The sequence below is a fragment of the Psychrobacter sp. CX10 genome (genome assembly GCF_057621575.2).
Window position 1 is genome coordinate 2,633,895 of record NZ_CM177736.1, and the last position, 17,672, is coordinate 2,651,566.

At 41.0% G+C, this 17,672-nt stretch carries 13 protein-coding genes; 7 read left to right on the forward strand and 6 right to left on the reverse strand.

Annotated elements, in window-relative coordinates; translation table 11 throughout:
* Window positions 1-51 precede the first annotated feature (51 nt).
* Both AC21OH_RS10645 and AC21OH_RS10650 read right to left on the reverse strand, forming a co-directional pair.
* A complete protein-coding gene (locus tag AC21OH_RS10645) occupies window positions 52-222 on the reverse strand; it encodes a hypothetical protein (protein WP_487370425.1) in 171 nt (56 codons plus the stop codon).
* Between the two features lie 407 nt (window positions 223-629).
* Complete coding sequence (locus tag AC21OH_RS10650) at window positions 630-1,718, reverse strand: PTS sugar transporter subunit IIC (RefSeq protein WP_487370426.1); 1,089 nt, start codon at window positions 1,716-1,718, stop codon at window positions 630-632.
* Between the two features lie 170 nt (window positions 1,719-1,888).
* On the opposite strand from AC21OH_RS10650, the gene AC21OH_RS10655 reads away from it, so the two are divergent.
* Window positions 1,889-2,497, forward strand: a complete 609-nt coding sequence (locus AC21OH_RS10655) for an O-acetyl-ADP-ribose deacetylase (RefSeq protein WP_487370427.1) — start codon at window positions 1,889-1,891, stop codon at window positions 2,495-2,497.
* 31 nt (window positions 2,498-2,528) lie between these two features.
* On the opposite strand, the gene AC21OH_RS10660 is transcribed toward AC21OH_RS10655, so the two are convergent.
* Window positions 2,529-4,019: an FAD-binding oxidoreductase gene (locus tag AC21OH_RS10660; protein WP_487370428.1), complete on the reverse strand. Its 1,491-nt coding sequence runs from the start codon at window positions 4,017-4,019 to the stop codon at window positions 2,529-2,531.
* Window positions 4,020-4,596: 577 nt separating this feature from the next.
* On the opposite strand from AC21OH_RS10660, the gene AC21OH_RS10665 reads away from it, so the two are divergent.
* A complete protein-coding gene (locus tag AC21OH_RS10665) occupies window positions 4,597-5,736 on the forward strand; it encodes an OmpW/AlkL family protein (protein ID WP_487370429.1) in 1,140 nt (379 codons plus the stop codon).
* A gap of 457 nt (window positions 5,737-6,193) precedes the next feature.
* Complete coding sequence (locus tag AC21OH_RS10670) at window positions 6,194-6,925, forward strand: MOSC domain-containing protein (RefSeq protein WP_487370430.1); 732 nt, start codon at window positions 6,194-6,196, stop codon at window positions 6,923-6,925.
* A 230-nt stretch (window positions 6,926-7,155) separates the two neighbouring features.
* Here AC21OH_RS10670 and AC21OH_RS10675 read toward each other — a convergent pair whose 3' ends face one another.
* A complete protein-coding gene (locus AC21OH_RS10675) occupies window positions 7,156-7,839 on the reverse strand; it encodes a hypothetical protein (protein WP_487370431.1) in 684 nt (227 codons plus the stop codon).
* Between the two features lie 556 nt (window positions 7,840-8,395).
* Between AC21OH_RS10675 and AC21OH_RS10680 the strand changes: the two genes are divergently transcribed.
* Both AC21OH_RS10680 and AC21OH_RS10685 read left to right on the forward strand, forming a co-directional pair.
* Complete coding sequence (locus AC21OH_RS10680; RefSeq protein ID WP_487370432.1) at window positions 8,396-9,712, forward strand: efflux RND transporter periplasmic adaptor subunit; 1,317 nt, start codon at window positions 8,396-8,398, stop codon at window positions 9,710-9,712.
* Between the two features lie 198 nt (window positions 9,713-9,910).
* Window positions 9,911-13,006, forward strand: coding sequence for an efflux RND transporter permease subunit (locus tag AC21OH_RS10685; protein WP_487370433.1), 3,096 nt, complete (start codon window positions 9,911-9,913; stop codon window positions 13,004-13,006).
* Window positions 13,007-13,134: 128 nt separating this feature from the next.
* On the opposite strand, the gene AC21OH_RS10690 is transcribed toward AC21OH_RS10685, so the two are convergent.
* The gene (locus tag AC21OH_RS10690) at window positions 13,135-13,869 is read right to left on the reverse strand and encodes a hypothetical protein (RefSeq protein ID WP_487370434.1); all 735 of its coding nucleotides are present in this window, start codon (window positions 13,867-13,869) and stop codon (window positions 13,135-13,137) included.
* A 520-nt stretch (window positions 13,870-14,389) separates the two neighbouring features.
* The gene (locus AC21OH_RS10695) at window positions 14,390-14,533 is read right to left on the reverse strand and encodes a hypothetical protein (RefSeq protein WP_486536276.1); all 144 of its coding nucleotides are present in this window, start codon (window positions 14,531-14,533) and stop codon (window positions 14,390-14,392) included.
* Between the two features lie 13 nt (window positions 14,534-14,546).
* Between AC21OH_RS10695 and AC21OH_RS10700 the strand changes: the two genes are divergently transcribed.
* Both AC21OH_RS10700 and AC21OH_RS10705 read left to right on the forward strand, forming a co-directional pair.
* Window positions 14,547-15,878 carry a cytochrome c gene (locus AC21OH_RS10700; protein WP_487370435.1) on the forward strand — a complete coding sequence of 444 codons (1,332 nt, stop codon included), beginning with the start codon at window positions 14,547-14,549 and terminating at the stop codon, window positions 15,876-15,878.
* 119 nt (window positions 15,879-15,997) lie between these two features.
* Window positions 15,998-17,596 (forward strand): flavin monoamine oxidase family protein, encoded by a 1,599-nt coding sequence (locus tag AC21OH_RS10705; protein ID WP_487370436.1) that lies wholly within the window; start codon window positions 15,998-16,000, stop codon window positions 17,594-17,596.
* Window positions 17,597-17,672 lie beyond the last annotated feature (76 nt).

Consider the following 17,672-nt stretch of genomic DNA (forward strand, 5'->3'; position numbering starts at 1 on the left):
TTAAACAGCATTTATAATTTATATTCTATAACTTATAAATAAGTTAAACGCTTATTTCATAGATTTTTTTGACGCTTTTTTCTTCGCTTTTTTCTTTTCTACCTTTTTGTCTATCTTTTTTTCATCTTTAAGCTTATCGAGCTTTTTGACCTTTTTTTCGATCTTCTTTTCAGCTTTTTTGATGTCTTTTTTCAAATCTTTAATCTTTGAGTTATTCGCCATAGTGATTTCCTTATTTTCTAGTTAACGGTCTTAATTGCGTCTTAATCACAAGCTATAGTCAGCGAACTACTAAACGGTTACAGTGTTAACCTCGTTAAGCCTACTGCAGTAGTACTTGCACTTGGTTGCCTTGTAACCATTTTAGACTTATTTGACTATATCTGCAATGAAGCTTCGCTTATAAGACGGATTGCACTCATCAAGATAACACCTATTTTGTATATTGACTGCAAGAGAAGCTGTTACTGCAAAAGAGGCTAACGCTTTACATTACTATTTTACTTTAACCTTCAATCGACCATAGCCTAAAAGCGGTTGTCCTATTGCAGACTCATTAAATGAGGCTTAATTAAATACTAGCAAAGTAGGGTATAAATACAAATTTATACTGTATAAGCTGTGTACTATTAAGGTAGCTTCATATCACCGTAATTTATCAATCCAATACGGCGCATAACCCATGCTACCCCTCCTGCGATTAAGGCGGGTAAGACAAACATTAACAGCACAATCCCCATCCACATCATGGTAGGTGACAAGATGTCTTTGGATGCTTCAAGTACCCCAAATACACCCACAAAACCTGCGGTTCCCATACCTGAGCCGCTCGCGGTACTCATTAGCCCAAATCCAACTGTGGCAATAGGGCCCACAATCGAACTGGCGATCACCACAGGCAGTAAGATAATGGGCTTTTTAAATATATTGGGTATTTGTAGCATACTTGTGCCCACCCCTTGTGCAATAAGCCCACTCATTCCATTGTCTTTATAACTTGCGACGGCAAACCCGACCATATGCGCAGCACAGCCAACCACCGCCGCCCCGCCAGCCAAACCATCTAAACCAATAGCGATACAAATAGCAGCGCTAGACGTCGGCATGGTCAGTAGCAATCCCACCACTACCGCAATCACTACCCCCATCATCAACGGTTGTAATTGAGTGGCCACTTTAATGCCTTCACCAATGCTATTAACAACGCTGACCACAGGTGGATTTAACCAGGCGCAAACTGCCAACGCCAACAGCCCGACAACAGCAGGGACCAAAATAATATCAAGCTTTGTCTTACCTTGAATCCATGTACCAGCGCGATAAGCAAACACAGTGGCAAGATAAGCGCCAATAGGATTACCTGGAAGCGCTAAAAAGGTAGAAGGCGCTCCTTCTTGCGGTATAAACAAACGCCCAGCCATTAAAGCCTCTGAATGTGCGCCCATCATACCAGCCACCAAACACGCAAATACGACCAATGTGGGCGCTTTTAGATAATAAGCAATCCCTACCCCAATTCCCGCACCCATTAATATTGAGGCAAGCTTTCCTAAGTCAATTAAAAGGGGTAAATCTAGCGCACGTCCTACTTGAGAGAAGATCAGCCCTGCAATCAAGGTCACAAATAAGCCTAGCGCCATACCCGTAAAGGCGTCAATAAAATATTTATTAAAAAAAGCTTTTACCGGGGCATGAACTGGCGTAGTAGACGGAGTCATAGACGTATCCTAAACAAAAGAGCGTATATTATAAATGTATTATTGCTAAAATAACTATAAACACTTTTTCAATGCTCTTTTTATGCACTTTTTATTCGCAGCAACTTTATTAGCATGGGTTTCATTAAACATCTACTTTAAACGACTACTTTTAGGTTATAGGAGCTCCTATGTCATCGGATTTACAACATCCCCTTTATCACACGCTACTTGATATCAGAGGTGCAGACAATGAAAAGCAGCAGGTTCGTCTTGCCGTAATTCAAGCAGACATTACCAAGCTTGAGGTAGACGCCATTGTCAATGCTGCTAACTCAAGCTTGTTAGGTGGCGGCGGTGTGGATGGCGCCATTCATCGCGCGGCAGGTCCAGAATTGGTTGAGTACTGCCGTACTTTGGGCGGTTGCCCAACTGGCAGTGCCAAAATTAGCCCTGGATTCAAACTGCCTGCAAACTATGTTATCCACACCGTTGGGCCTGTATGGCATGGTGGCGACTGCGGCGAGGCGCAGCTGCTTCGCAATTGTTATTTAAATTCAATACAGCTTGCGCAGCAAAACAATGTGACCAGCATTGCCTTTCCTGCCATTAGTACAGGCGTTTATGGCTATCCTGTTGAACGTGCTGCACGCATTGCAATCAGCAGTGTGATAGAAAACTTAACACAAGATAAAAAAGAACATGCTGCAACCGCTGACAATTCGATTAAAGACGTTATCTTTTGTTGTTTCTCAAAAAAAGATGCCGACGTTTATGTGCAAGCCATAAAGGCGCTATAACGCTTGTCTTTTAAGACCGTTAATCTGTTGACTATGCAGGCCATATCTTACCTGGGTTTAAGATATTTTTGGGGTCTAAGGCTTTTTTGATCGCTTGCATCACGCCTACCGCATCTCCATGCTCATACTGCATGTATTTTTGTTTGCCCTGACCAATACCATGCTCGCCGGTACAAGTGCCTTCCATGTCAATGGCTCGCTTAGCCAATCGTCCAATAATTTTCTCAGCTGTCTCTATTTCTTCGGCATTATAAGTATCGACAAGCAATAATACATGGAAATTACCATCTCCAACGTGACCAACTATTGGGCCTATCATGCCTGAAGCTTCAATATCTTTTGCAGTCTCGCTGACACACTCAGCGAGTCGTGATATGGGTACACAAGCATCGGTAGAAAGTGCTTGCGCTTGAGGACGTAAGGCGCAACTGGCCGGATACGCATTATGACGAGCATGCCATAGTTTTTTGCGCGCCTCTTCATTGCTGTCCCAAGCGAAGTCTGAACCGCCACACCCTTCTACAATGTCAGCAAATATTTCGGCTTGTTCTTGTACGCCAGCCGTACTGCCGTGAAATTCAACAAACAATGTGGGCATTTCTTTTAAGTTTAAATTAGAGTAGCTGTTGCACGCTTTAACTTGTAAGGTATCAAGCAGCTCGATGCGGGCGATAGGCAAACACATTTGAATGGTCATCATTGTGGCTTCACAGGCTGCTTCCACACTGGGGAAATGACATACCCCGCTAGCCACACATTCACTAATACCAAATAGCTTTAGGGTAATCTCAGTCACGATACCTAGGGTGCCTTCTGAGCCAATCATCAATCGGGTTAAGTCATAACCTGCTGCAGACTTCTTAGCTCTGCTCCCCGTTTTAATGATGTTTCCTTCGGCAGTAACGACTTCTAAAGCCAATACCACATCTTTCATCGTGCCATAGCGTACTGCATTTGTCCCTGAAGCACGCGTGGCGACCATACCACCGATGGTCGCATTGGCACCGGGATCAATAGGAAAAAACAAGCCAGTATCACGTAAGTAATGATTAAGCTGTTCGCGCGTGACACCTGGCTGCACCGTAACCGTAAGATCTTCGTTATTTACTTTGATAATATCGTTCAGGTTACTCATGTCGATACATAAGCCACCATACGGGGCGTTGAGCTGACCTTCTAAAGAAGAGCCAATCCCAAAAGCAATAACTGGCATCTGATGACGGTTACAAATCGCCACCGCTTCAGCCACATCGTCTTTACTGTTCGCCATCAATACAGCATCAGCAGGCTGGCTAGTCAGCCAAGTCATCGTATGCGCATGTTGCTCGCGAGTAGTGAGATTGGTACTTAAATCATTACCAAATTTGGCCTTAAGCTCTTTAATGGCCTCATCGAATTTGAAGTTATGAAGGCCATGCTTAGCAGTACCTTCCCCAGAAGGGCTTACTTGTTCATTCTGGTTATCAAAAGAGTTATCTAAAGAGTTATCTAAGATTTGAGTATCGGATAATAATTGTGACATGACCACCTCTTATGGTTCTTTTTAGCTTAATAATAACGACTTTAAGCAGACGGATTCTAGGATATATTTGAAGATTTACAGCAGGTTAAAATTGTAAACAAGCTCTTTATTGTCAATAAGATATCCACTATATTCAATGCACAAGTGTACAAAACAAATTTGAATTAATTGATTGACTATAGGTATTTGTTTTCTTAGAATAAAGTCCATATAAAGACTTTATTACTATCTTTGTTACTAGCATTGTTAATAGTTTTGTTACTAGGTTTAGATACTAATTTAACATGTGGCTGAGATTTAAGACATTAAAAGTTAGCTTACTATATTTGTTTATTATATTTAGCTTATCATCACCCTTTGCATGTTTTATGGCTTTATAATTCTTATCTAACTATTATATTGCTAATGATGTATATCGCTAGTAACGGTAAAATAGTAGACGCTAATCTAGTAATTGCTTATCGGTAACTGTAACATACTTTACTCGTCTTATCTGACGAGAATTCGGTGCATATGGACATCACTCTTATACCGAATTATTTATACTAAGCTGTATTTTTCGCCACAAGGACGTACCATGAAAAAATCAATCTCGCTTGCCTGCGCGCTTGCCGTACCCGCTTTATTTGCCCAATCCGCTAATGCCCAATTTGACTTTTTTAAAACTGATGGTAGTTTTAAGCGTTTCTCTGTCTCTGCAGGTTGGTTACATGCTGAACCAACTGGCGATGCAACACCCGTTAAGAATAAAACAGCCATTTATAACGGATTTTTAGCAGAAAATGGCAGTGTCACTGTAGGTCAGGTTAAAGAAGTTATTGATCCAGCACAAGGGGAAGCCCGTGTCGATCAAATCAAATCCGCTTTAGACTTACCAAGAGATCCCCAGTTAGGGGATGATACCGATCTATCTAATACGCCCCTTCTTGGTGATTTATCAGGCGTTAGTAGAAGTTACGGCTTGGAGAACTTTGCGACACCTGGTACAGGACTGGAATCAGACAGCGTTGATACTATTGGTCTCCTATTTACGTATTATATTGATGAGCATTGGGCTGTAGAATCTAAAGCAGGTATTCCACCAAAAGTTGATATTTTGGGTAAAGGTGAGGTTTTCGCGCCTTTTGAAGGCACAGTAACACCATCTGGTGTGGCAAACGATATTGTAGGCGACTTTGATATTAAAAAAGACATCCAAATCACTGACCTGACTCAAGGTAATGGGGTTTCTTCTACAGCACGAGCTTGGTTACCTGCAGCCTTAGTACAATATCAGTTCGGCAAGCCTGGGGTTAACAAATTCCGTCCTTATGTTGGCGCTGGCGTTATGTTTGCCTACTTTAATGACATTGACTTAAATAAAGGTCTGGTTAATGATTTGGCGATCTCTGCTGGTCGCTTGCAATTAATTAGCGACAACAAAGCCGGAGCTGCATTAGGAACTAAAGAAGATATTGTTAATAATGCTGATGCTCAAGTAGCCACTATGAAAGTAGAAGCAGAAGCTGACAGTGTTTTTGCCCCTATCATTAATGTGGGTGCCACCTATGATTTGAATGATGATTGGTTTGCTGTTGGTTCAATCAGCTATGCCAAGCTTGATAGTGACACGACCATAACGGTCAAAAACGCTCAAGGTGAAAAACTTATTAAAGCCGTGTCTAACATTGATATCGACCCATACATTACCTATTTAGGTGTGGGTTACCGTTTCTAATATAGTCGGCGAACTTATAAAGAGTCACGGTGTTAACCTCGTTAAGCCTACCCTAGTAGTACTTGCACTCGGTTGCCTTGTGACTACTTTAAAGTTCTTTGACTATATATTCGTATCTAGATTATTGTTAAATGCATTAGTATTAAACGCACCTATTATTTAGGTGCGTTTTTTATTTTTATTTCATTTAGGGTTTGTTGAACATTACTTAAATGATTGTTCTTAGACATAGCTGTCTATAATCGACTGTAGTCTAAATGACTATCTTTAAAACGACTGTCTTCAAAACAGCTATTTATAAAATACGGGTCTTACATGAATTAGCTTGTTTAAATAAGATGTTAAAGTATAAAACGCTAAATAGATGGCCATTTTGGGTTATAGTTAACACTATAAACTCCGCACATTGTAGAAAACTTGAAATATATAGCCAATTATATAAAAGTGTATTCAAATTATGACTCAAAACGCTATCGATCATACTCGAGATATTACCAGCACCGACCTTCCTTACCAAATCGCTAATTTGCAACAGGTTCGTACCGGACAAGCGATGCCTTTCACGCGTGAACAGCAAAGCGCCATTAATAAATCACCGACAAAAGTGCCTACTGAAGTTAATTATTTAGGTTTGGTTACGGATGAGCAAGCAGACAGACGTCATCATGGCGGTCATCTAAAAGCGATTCATCAGATGAGTACCAAAACCTATGATCGCCTTAATGAAGCTTTCGGACTTAGAGTGGAGCCTGGCCTATTAGGTGAGAACTTAATAACCACTTCTACCAATAGCGCCATGCCTATGACCGAGGCCAACGTATGTATTGGTGATATCTATCAATATGGCGACACTGAAGATTGTGTTCAACTTATGGTGGTTCAGCCAAGAAGACCTTGCTATAAAATCAATGATCAAATTGGTGTTAATACGGTTAAAACCAACATTGCCTCATGGATAAGCCGTCAAGGTATTTCGGGATGGTATTTCAAAGTCGTAAAACAAGGCGTTATACAAGAAAACATGCCTGTGTATTTGGTCGATCGCCCTTATCCTTTTGCAACTTTAGCAGCGTTATGGAAGCTTACCAATGAAAAGAATAAAGTAAATGAGACTATAATAGCGCCTTGGTTGGACATAGCCTGTTTAGAAGACAGTTGGAAAAAAGCTTTAGCTAAAAAGATACTTTAAGTCAGTTATGAAAAGAACAAAAAACTTGCAAAAAAAAAGAGAGCGTCAAGCTCCCTTTTTCATAATATGTATTTATAAATGAACGTCTTTTAGTACAATTTCAATAAATAATCCTAGTTAAATGACACTAGTTAAATGATGCTATTTATATGAGCTTATACATATAAGAACTATAAAAAAGCAAACTTAAATCTTTCATAGCTCATTAAGGTAAGCTCATATAATCAAGCTTAACGATCACTTACAACACGACGGCTCTCTTGAATTTCTATTTCGCCTGGTTGTGTGGCTTCTAATTCACCAACTCTGTCTTTGATACGTTCTTGAAGCGTAATTGGTGCAGGTTGTGTACGCTGACTAGCAGGCGTTATATTACCATATGTTTCGCCAGGTAATAACGGCGTATTGTCCATAGCTTGAGTGTTTCGATTATTGGTATTATAACTAGAATTAGAAGCTGACTGAGCGCGGTTGTTTTCACTAATCTGCACCCTACCTGGTTGAGTTGCTAGTAATTCACCATCTGGACCTACAATCTTTTGCTGTAGTGTATTATCAACTGGGTGGTTAAGCGCTCTAGCAGGTGTCACCTTACCTCTATTCACATTAGATGGAGCGTTCGCAGAACGGTTCATGTTATTCATACTATTCATAGTAGCTTGATCACTTACACTACCAGTATAGCTCGAAATCTCAACTTCACCTGGCTGTGTCGCAATTAGCTCACCACGCTCATCTTCAATCTTTTCTTGTAAGGTTATCTTAACTGGCGTATTACGCTGATCAGCTGGTGTTACATTACCATAACTTATCGAGTTTGTATTGGCCATAGCTGAGCCTGATACAGCAATCAAACCTGCCAAAACAGAGGATACAATAACTTTAGGATTTTTTAGTGTCTTATTAAATGTCATGAAGATCTCCAGAATTATAATTATTAATATTTAAAGTAAATGTTTAGATTAAAAATCAAGCAGCTATAGGCCGCTTAAAAACATTTACTAAACTTAGTATCTATTACTTATTACTTATTACTTATTACTTATTACTTAGAATATATTATAGATATTATCTGCAAAATGATAATTAAGGTTTGTTAGTTTTATTTAAAAGATGTAGCGTAGCGCTCATATGTTTACGTATATATTTTCACGATTTGCATTAAGCCAATACTTAGTTTAACTATTGTTACATTTAGAACTTACCAATATTCTATGGTCTACTCTTAAACCAGATAACCACACTATTATTTATAGTGATTTTCTATTTAAAAGCGACCGTTTTAAAAGCGACCGTTTTGGCTCAATAATAGTCAAAGTTTAGTCATTAAGGGTTAGATGTTAGCTATAAAAAAGCCTTTCAACATAATCATAAATTTTAACGTATAATTTGAATATTTGTTAACTAACTATTTAATGAGTACATCATTAAAACCATACAGACGCCACTACTTTCGTTTGTGAGACCCATATGACAAAACTTCCTAATCAAAAAGATACATCCTCCCATTCTAATAATGACAAATCAGCACCTACTTATCCTAACCTTACTTCGAAGCGTAATTACAACTGGTTATGGTTGTTGCTGGCATTAATAGCTGCACTAGCAATAGGGTTACTAGCAGGGCGTATGTGGGGTGTTAAACAAGCTACTGAATCTACAGCAGTCGGCGATGATAACAACTCTATAGTAGGTTCAAAGTCTGATAAAGCCGATTCTGAAAGTTTGGCCTCTCAAAAGCCTGTTTTGACTGTAGAAACGGTTAAGCCTTCTCAGTCTACCATTGAGAATGATATCAGTGCTGACGGTACTATCAGTCCTGAAAGCACTTCTACAGTAAGCGGTAAAATTAATAACGTGGCTATAGAAAGAGTACTTGTTAAAGAAGGCGATCAAGTTAAAAAAGGACAGGTTCTGGCTGTGTTCGACACCGATGCCTTAAACCAAGCATTGACACAAGCCAAGGCAGAGCTCGCTGAAGCTGAGACAAGCTATGAACTAGCTCAGCGAGACGCTAATCGTATTCTGCCCTTACTTGAGATTGATGCTATCAGTCAGCAAGAGGCAGATCGCTATGTGGCGACAGCAGAGCAGGCTGCTGCCGCGGCCGCCGCTTCAAAAGCACGCTTAAACACTCAAACACTTAATTTAAATAACGCACAAGTGACTGCGCCAGTGAGTGGGACGATTAGTAATAAAAACGCATATGTGGGCAGCGTACCTGGTCCAGAGCCATTATTTACAATTATTGAAAATGGTAAGCTTGAGTGGCAAGCTTTAGTCGACCCTAATAAAGTGGGTCAAATTAATGTCGGTACAGGCGTAGAAGTCAATCTACCCAACAATAAAAGCGTCTCAGGTCAAGTGACTCGAATATCTCCTACCGCTGAGGACGGCAGTCGTAAGATTGCCATTTATGCCTCATTAGCCCCGCATCCAAATGCACGTGCTGGCATGTATCAACGCGGTACATTCAAGCTGGGTGTGGATAACAAAGTGACTATTCCAGTCAGTGCGATAATTACTCAAGATGGCTATGATTACGTGATGCAAGTCAAAGCGGTAAAAGATGAGAATCGCAAGACAATATACCGTGTGAATCGCGTTAAGGTTAATCTTGGTGAGCGTCAAGGTGATCGCGTGGTATTGCTTGAGCCTTTAAAAGGAAAGGGTAATATTGTGCGTCAAGGCGGTAGCTTTTTAAGTGATGGTGACATTGTTCGAATAGTAGGTACAGATTCTAAAACGCAAACGACCACAAAAGATAATAATCTAGCTGAAAAATAATCTAGCTGAAAAATAATCTTGAAATAAACCTAAGGGCTAATCACTTAAACTTATTATCTAAACTAAGTATTGAAACGGATTACTTAAACCTAATAAATTAGCTTTTTATTTTAGACTTATTACGCCAATTACATCAATAATAATTGACGAATTTAAAAGTATTATCAAATTTTGTTTAATCCCAGGCAGGATGCACTTATGAGCCTTAACGTCTCAGCTTACTCTATTAGAAACCCTTTGGTAGCCATATTACTATTTATTCTCTTAACGCTAGGAGGTATTTATGGTTTTATGCAAATGAAAGTGCAGCAGTTTCCCGACATTGATTTACCCGCTGTGGTCGTTACTGTCACCTTACCTGGAGCCGCGCCTAGCCAGCTTGAAAATGATGTCGCCAAAAAGCTTGAAAATAAAATCTCAAGCATTGAGGGCGTTAAGCACATGCGCACTACTCTACAAACTGGAGCGGCAACCATAGCGACTGAGTTTGTTCTTGAAAAAGATATTCAAGAAGCCGTAGATGATGTGCGCTCTGCAGTTGGTGAAGTTCAAGGTGATTTACCTGCGGCGGCTAACGATCCTATAGTCACAAAGGTGACCACTGCTGGACTGCCTGTAGTTACTTATAGTGTGTCTGCCAATAATATTAGTACTGAGGACTTGTCTTGGTTTGTTAATGATACCATCAGCAAACGCTTGTCTGATATTAAGGGGGTAAGCACCGTAAGCCGTGTTGGGGGTCTTGAGCGAGAAGTGAGTGTCGAAGTCGATCCTATTACATTAAACGCTTTACAATTACCCATTACTCAATTGTCACAGCAAATTGCCAGTATTCAGCAAGACAGCTCTGGGGGTGAGGCGGAAATAGGCAGTAGTAAACAAAATATTAGAGTCTTGGGTGCGGTTGAAAGAGCAAACGAATTAAATGATCTTCAAATCACACTGCCCACGGGCGGCGCCCAGCGTCTAGGTGAAATTGCTACTATCACAGACGGTACAGCGGACCCTGGTTCTATTGCTAAATTAGATGGCGAAACGGTAGTGGCTTTTAACGTCACCCGTGCTAAAGGTGCCAGTGAGGTTGAGATTGTAGAGCTGGTCGATGCAGAGCTTGCTAAGTTACAAAAAGATATGCCCAACTATAAAATAAGTAAGGTATTCGATAGAGCAACCCCAGTCGATGAAGATTACCAAGCGTCTGTACGAATGCTAATCGAAGGCGGTATATTGGCAGTTGTCGTGGTATTTTTATTCTTACGTAACGTGCGAGCCACCATTGTATCAGCAGTTGCGCTTCCATTATCGGTAATACCTACCTTTTTGGGTATGTATCTGTTTGATTTTAGTTTGAATATTATTAGTCTATTGGCATTGTCGTTAGTAATTGGGGTTTTGGTGGATGACGCCATTGTCGAGGTGGAAAACATCATGCGGCATTTGCGTATGGGAAAAACACCTTATCAGGCAGCTATGGAAGCAGCGGACGAGATTGGGCTTGCGGTGGTAGCCACCACGTTTACTCTCATTGCGGTATTCTTACCAACTGCCTTTATGAGCGGTGTTGTTGGCCAGTTCTTTCGTCAGTTTGGATGGACAGCTGCCATATCTATTTTTGTGTCTTTAATGGTGGCGCGCCTTATTACACCAATGATGGCCGCATACGTCTTACGTCCTGAAAAAAACCATGTCGAAAAGACAAGTCGCGTGATGCAGCTATATCTAAAAACAGTAGGATGGACCCTGCATCATCGCTGGTTGACTTTAGGCATCACCTTACTGCTGTTTATGGCGTCATTAACATTAGTAACCCAATTGCCCACAGCTTTCATCCCTGAGAACAATATTGATCAAACTCGGGTTGGGATTGAGCTTACGCCAGATGCGAGTCTGGAAGATACCAGTCGCATCGCTAAAATGGTAGAAGAGCGTGTATCGCAAGTTGAGGGCGTCAAGAGCGTCTTAAGTGTCGTGGGCGATCCACAAGAAGCCAGTTTGGACTCCGCATCCAACGCCGCCAGTGTCGAAAATGCAGCCAGTTTAGATATCGTGCTAGAGCCTCGCGGCACTCGTCCAAGTAAGATTGAGATTGAGCGTGAGATCAGCGATATATTAACCTCTGTCCCAAGTGCACGCTTTGATGTCGGGTTATCAAGCGGCGGTGAATCAGGATACAGTTTTGCCGTTACGAGTACCGATCCTGAACTATTAGAACAAACCGCGCGCCAAATTATGTCCGAAATTCGCGCTTTACCTCTAGCAGGTAGCGTGACCAGCAACCGAAGTTTACCGCGTCAAGAGCTCTCCATCACCCCAGACCGCATAGCGATGGCCGATCAGGGGGCAACGACTCAAGGCGTTGCAGATACCTTACGTGTTGCTACACTTGGTGACTACGAACAGCGTCTTTCAAAATTGAATTTAGAGACGCGCCAAGTGCCTATTGTTGTACGTTTACCTGAAGAGGCTAAGGACAATGTGAGTCAACTCGGGGATTTATTTGTACCCAGTAATAGCCCTGCAGGCGCACGTGTTAGTGACGTTTCAAATTTAGACTTTGGTACTGGCCCATCAGAAATACTGCGATTTGATAGAGAACGTGCTATTACAATTACAGTGCAAGTTGCAGACGGTGAGCTTGGAGAATTGATAGAAGCCGTTAAAGCCATACCATCGCTTCAAGAGAAGAATATACCTCAAAGCATATCTATCATTGATCAAGGTCAAGCTGAGAGTATGTCTGAGCTATTTAGTGGCTTTATAGTGGCTATGAGTGTGGGTATTATCTGCATTTTTGGGGTCTTAATTTTACTTTTTGGTAAGGTGCTTCAGCCCTTTACTATTTTGATGGCCCTCCCTCTATCAATAGGCGGCGCGTTTGTCGGTTTGGTAATTACCAACAGCAGTTTGTCCATGCCCTCTATGATTGGTTTTATTATGCTGATGGGTATTGCCACCAAAAACTCAATTCTATTGGTGGATTACGCTATTTTGGCAGAAAGAGATCATGGTCTGAGCCGTTTTGATGCGTTACTCGATGCTTGTAAAAAACGGGCAAGACCCATCATTATGACCACGGTGGCCATGGGGGCGGGTATGCTTCCGTTAATATTTGGATTAGGTGATGTGGATTCAACCTTCCGCCGTCCAATGGCAGCCGCGGTATTAGGCGGGCTAGTCACTTCAACCTTCTTAAGTCTGATTGTTATTCCAATGGTTTATACTTTCATGGATGACGTTTCAAACTGGTTTGCAAAGTGGTTACGACCACATGGTAAAACACAAGAGTCGTCTTGAAGTAACCTGCACGATAGTACATAAAGATAGCTGTCTTAACACTTACTAGCTTTTGACATTTACTAGCTTTTTAAAAATTAGCAGTTAATAAGTGTTAATGACTCTATCACACTATTTTTTTGACGCTATTATCTTGGCGGCTGAGCATAGCCATTATCCGCTGGAAAAGATTGCGGGCTTTGATATCTAGGTTTATTAGGATCATAGAGCTCATAGACCACGGTACCTATAACACCCGTGTTATTAATTGATCCTGCGGAAGTGTTAGCCGCATAAGCACTTTCTGGTTTGCTGAATATAAAGGAGGCGACCGCATTTTGACTTTTGCGGAAACCTTCAATGACCAATTCATCATTTGGATATAGAACATAACCATCATTATATCTACTCGCCGAAGCGCCATTAAGAACGTCTAAACCATCCACACTGGCAACAATCTCATATATTTTTTGGCTATTATTACGATACGTCAGACGATAGGCTTGTCCAGCCTTACCTTGTAGATAGTAGTTACCTGCATCACGATATATCGGTAGCCTACCTCTATCACCCTGTACGGCGAAGTCGAGCTTCCCTGCAACCAATGAGATACTATTTAAGGCGCGCCCTGAATAATATTTATCGGCGTAATTCACTTGCATAGTATCAATTGGCTCGCTACTTACTCGGCGCATATCAACCTCATGAACTCTAGAGGTGACTTCATCGCCCCACTCTGTGCCCAGTCGCTCTGACTGTGCTGCCACTTGCGTCGACTCAACATTGTAATTATCGTTTTGCGAGGAGCACCCCACCAGTAAAGCTATTGAAGAAACAACAGCCACGCCAATAGTTTGCTTAAGCTTAAATCCTTGTAATGCCATCCGAGTTCCCTAATAGTAGTTAGTTAGTTAACAAATAAATTAATAAATGTATAGTAATTTTAGTTACTTTTTTAGTATATCTAAATAAATCATTTAAACAACTTTATGTTTATATCAAATACGCGGCCTTGTTACTATGCCCTGAAAATCAAATAGCCAGTTTTATTGAAAGCCTTTAAAATTTATTGATTGATTATAATTATATGGGTTTAAAAGTTAAGAAGAGTTTTAATAAGTACTCTACTTAAAAGATTAGAATTTACTAAAGTATGTAAACTGATGCAAGTTTATTCGTTTCTATATTGTTAAGCCTACGTTATTCTTATTTACATAGATACATATGTTGGATAATCTTTAATTAAAACAAGATTATTAAATCAAGGATAATTAAAAAAGGTGCGCATTTAGTAGTTTGATAATAACTATATATCTCATAACTTTATATGGTATTGAAATATTTAAAGTATTGAACGTTTAATGTCCTACCCCTTATTTTAACCATTAAGCCAGTATATAAGTACTAGCCAAATGAGGAAGTTATGAAGTCCATATCTGCTTTATCATTCAACAAGCTGTCCCCTCGACACTTATCTTCGATGTCGTCCATATTCATATCAAAACTCATGGCGGCTACTTTATTCTGTCTATCTTTTGGCTCAGCCAATGCCGCACCTACTATGATGCCTTCGTATAGTGAAGCAAATAGTGCGCTTGTTAATCAAGGTGCTTATGTCGCGCGTCAAGCAGACTGTATGGGCTGTCATAAAGAAAATTACTCAGGCGGTATCCCTATTGAAACGCCAATGGGTAAAGTCTATGCCACTAATATCACCCCTTCTGTAAAATATGGAATTGGTAACTACACAGAGCTGGATCTCAAAAAAGCCATCACCCAAGGTAAAACACCGACGCATCGATTATATCCAGGTATGCCTTATCCTTCCTATAGTGGTATGACAGATGAGGATATTCACGCTTTATTTGCTTATCTTCAGACGGTCACACCCGTAGACAAAGAACCCGAATACGAAACCCAGTTAAAGTTCCCATTTAATATTCGCCAGTTAATGATTGGATGGAATATTATAAATATGCCGAATTGGGAAGTTCGAGATGGCCTGACCGAACAGCAAGTTAAGGGGCAGTATTTGGTCGATAATCTGGGACACTGTGGTACTTGTCACACGCCGCGTACCTCTACCATGGGTTACAAGTTTGATAAGTACTTGACAGGCGCTATGTTAGGTAATGTATTTGCACCTAATATTACCCCAGATGATGCAAGTGGTATTGGTAGCTGGACAGAGGATGAGATTGTCGAATATCTTCGTTCTGGTGAACTACATGGCAAAGCTTTGGCAGCAGGCCCCATGGGTGAAGTAGTTATGAATAGCACTCGTTATTTAAGTGATGAAGATCTTAATGCGATTGCAAGCTATCTAAAAGCCATACCTGCTATTGAAACTGAAGATACACTGCAGCCAGTTAACCTTGCGGCATTACCCAAAAAACATAGCGATGACATCGAAATCAATTTAATGGAGCAAATTGATTATCTTGAGACGGCTAAATCTCAAGCACAGTCACCTGCAGAATCTTTATATCTATCTAAGTGTGGCAGCTGTCATGGAGTGAATGGATATGGACAATCGGATGCGGGATATGCGCCAATTATCGGTTTATCCAGCTTACGTCGTGATAATCCAGCACCAGTCATCAATGTGATCAACTATGGGGTGCATGATGTCGTCAATACCCGCCCAAAAATGCCTGGATTTGCTAACGATTTAAGTGCAGATGAAATTGCACAATTAACCAACTATGTGCGGGTTAAGTTTGGCGGGTTATCAGAAAGTAATGTTTCTGCTGAGGATGTTATTACACATCTTAATGCGAGACCTGACACCCCTTTTTTGATTAAAAATGCTGGGTGGCTTGCCATCCTAGGTATTATCGCCGGATTAATCATATTGTTCTTGATCATTCGAGCCTTTATCAAACGCAATTAGTGCGCTGACTTAGTTAGGACGATCTAAACTTAGTTAAAACAAACTAAAGCTAGTTAAGACGATCTAAACTTAGTTTAATCAGCTCAAACTTAGCGATTAAAAGTTATAAGGACAAGATAATGTTAGACAATCTTAAATCCCCAACCCGCCGGCAGCTACTCTCCATGATTGGTAAGACAGCGGGCGCTACTGCCATGTATCAGGCGATGACAACATTAGGCTTTGCATCTGAATCTAGTTTTAAAGATCAAATGGATCTTAAAGGCGCACCTCCAGGTGCTAGTATTGTTGTACTAGGCGCTGGTCTAGCGGGTATGGTAGCGGCGTATGAATTAAGAAAAGCTGGCTATAAGGTAACTATTCTTGAATACCAAGATCGTAGTGGTGGTCGTAACATAACGCTTAGAGGAGGCGATAGCTTTACCGAACTTGGGGGCGAAGAGGTTACCTGTAACTTTCAAGATGGCAACTATTTAAACCCAGGGCCGTGGCGTCTTCCCAGTCATCATTATGCCGTGTTCCATTACTGTAAGAAATTCGGGGTGAAACTTGAACCTTTTATTCAAACCAACAACCGTGCTTATCTACATCGCATTAATCATTTCAATGGTGCACCGCAGCGTTTAGGTGATGTGGAAGCCGATGTGAGAGGTCATGTCTCTGAATTATTGTCCAAAGCGGTGAATGTTGGCGGCTTAGATCAAGCCGTAACCAATGAAGATAAAGAAAAACTTTTAGAAAATCTCAAAAGCTGGGGCGCTTTGGATAATGACTATACCTACAAGCGTAGTATGGATACCGCGACATACCGTGGGTATTCTGTTTACCCTGGAGGCGGTGACATGCCCAAAGCTCAGCCCTCTACGCCTATCCCACTTGATGCACTATTAAACTCAGGCGTGTGGTCAGACATCTACGCCAACTTCACTCCGTATATGCATCATCCCACCATGTTCCAGCCAGTAGGGGGCATGGATGCCATTGGTAATGCATTTGCACGCGAATGTCAGGATATGATCACGCTAAATGCCAAAGTAACCCGTGTGCATCAAGATGATAATGGGGTACGAGTAGATTATGTGAACACTAATGATACGGGTGGCGCGACCCAATCGGTTACTGCGGATTGGTGTATTTGTACCATACCTTTATCGGTATTAACACAAATTCCTGTTAACTTCTCAAGACCTATGCAAGAAGCTATATCAGCGGTACCTTACCAAACCTCATTCAAAGTAGGACTTGAATTCAAACGTCGTTTTTGGGAAGAGGATGAGTGGATTTATGGCGGTATTTCTTACACTGATTTGCCCATTCAGCAAATTGCCTATCCGTCTCAAGATATGTTTAGTCAAGGAACTGGCGTTCTGTTAGGCGCTTATGGATGGGGTCCAACCTCGTATAAATTTAACACGCTAACTCCTCAAGAACGTATTGATGCAGCGCTTGCCTATGGTAAGCACATTCATCCGCAGTATCCTAAAGAGTTTTTATCAGGTACGTCGTTGGTTTGGCACCGTATACCGTGGACGTTAGGGTGTTACGGCATATGGACTTATGAAGCACGCGATCAATATTATAAGACCTTAACTAGCATTGATAACCGCATTGTGCTAGCAGGTGAGCATTGCTCACATATACCTGCATGGCAAGAGGGATCACTTTTATCTGGGCTTGATACCGCCAATCGTCTGCACAAAAGAGCCAAAGCGGTTTAATTTGCCCTTCAGTAGTATGACTGAATCATTGGTGATAAGTAATGCTAAGTTTCAAGAATAACAAAGGTTATTATTA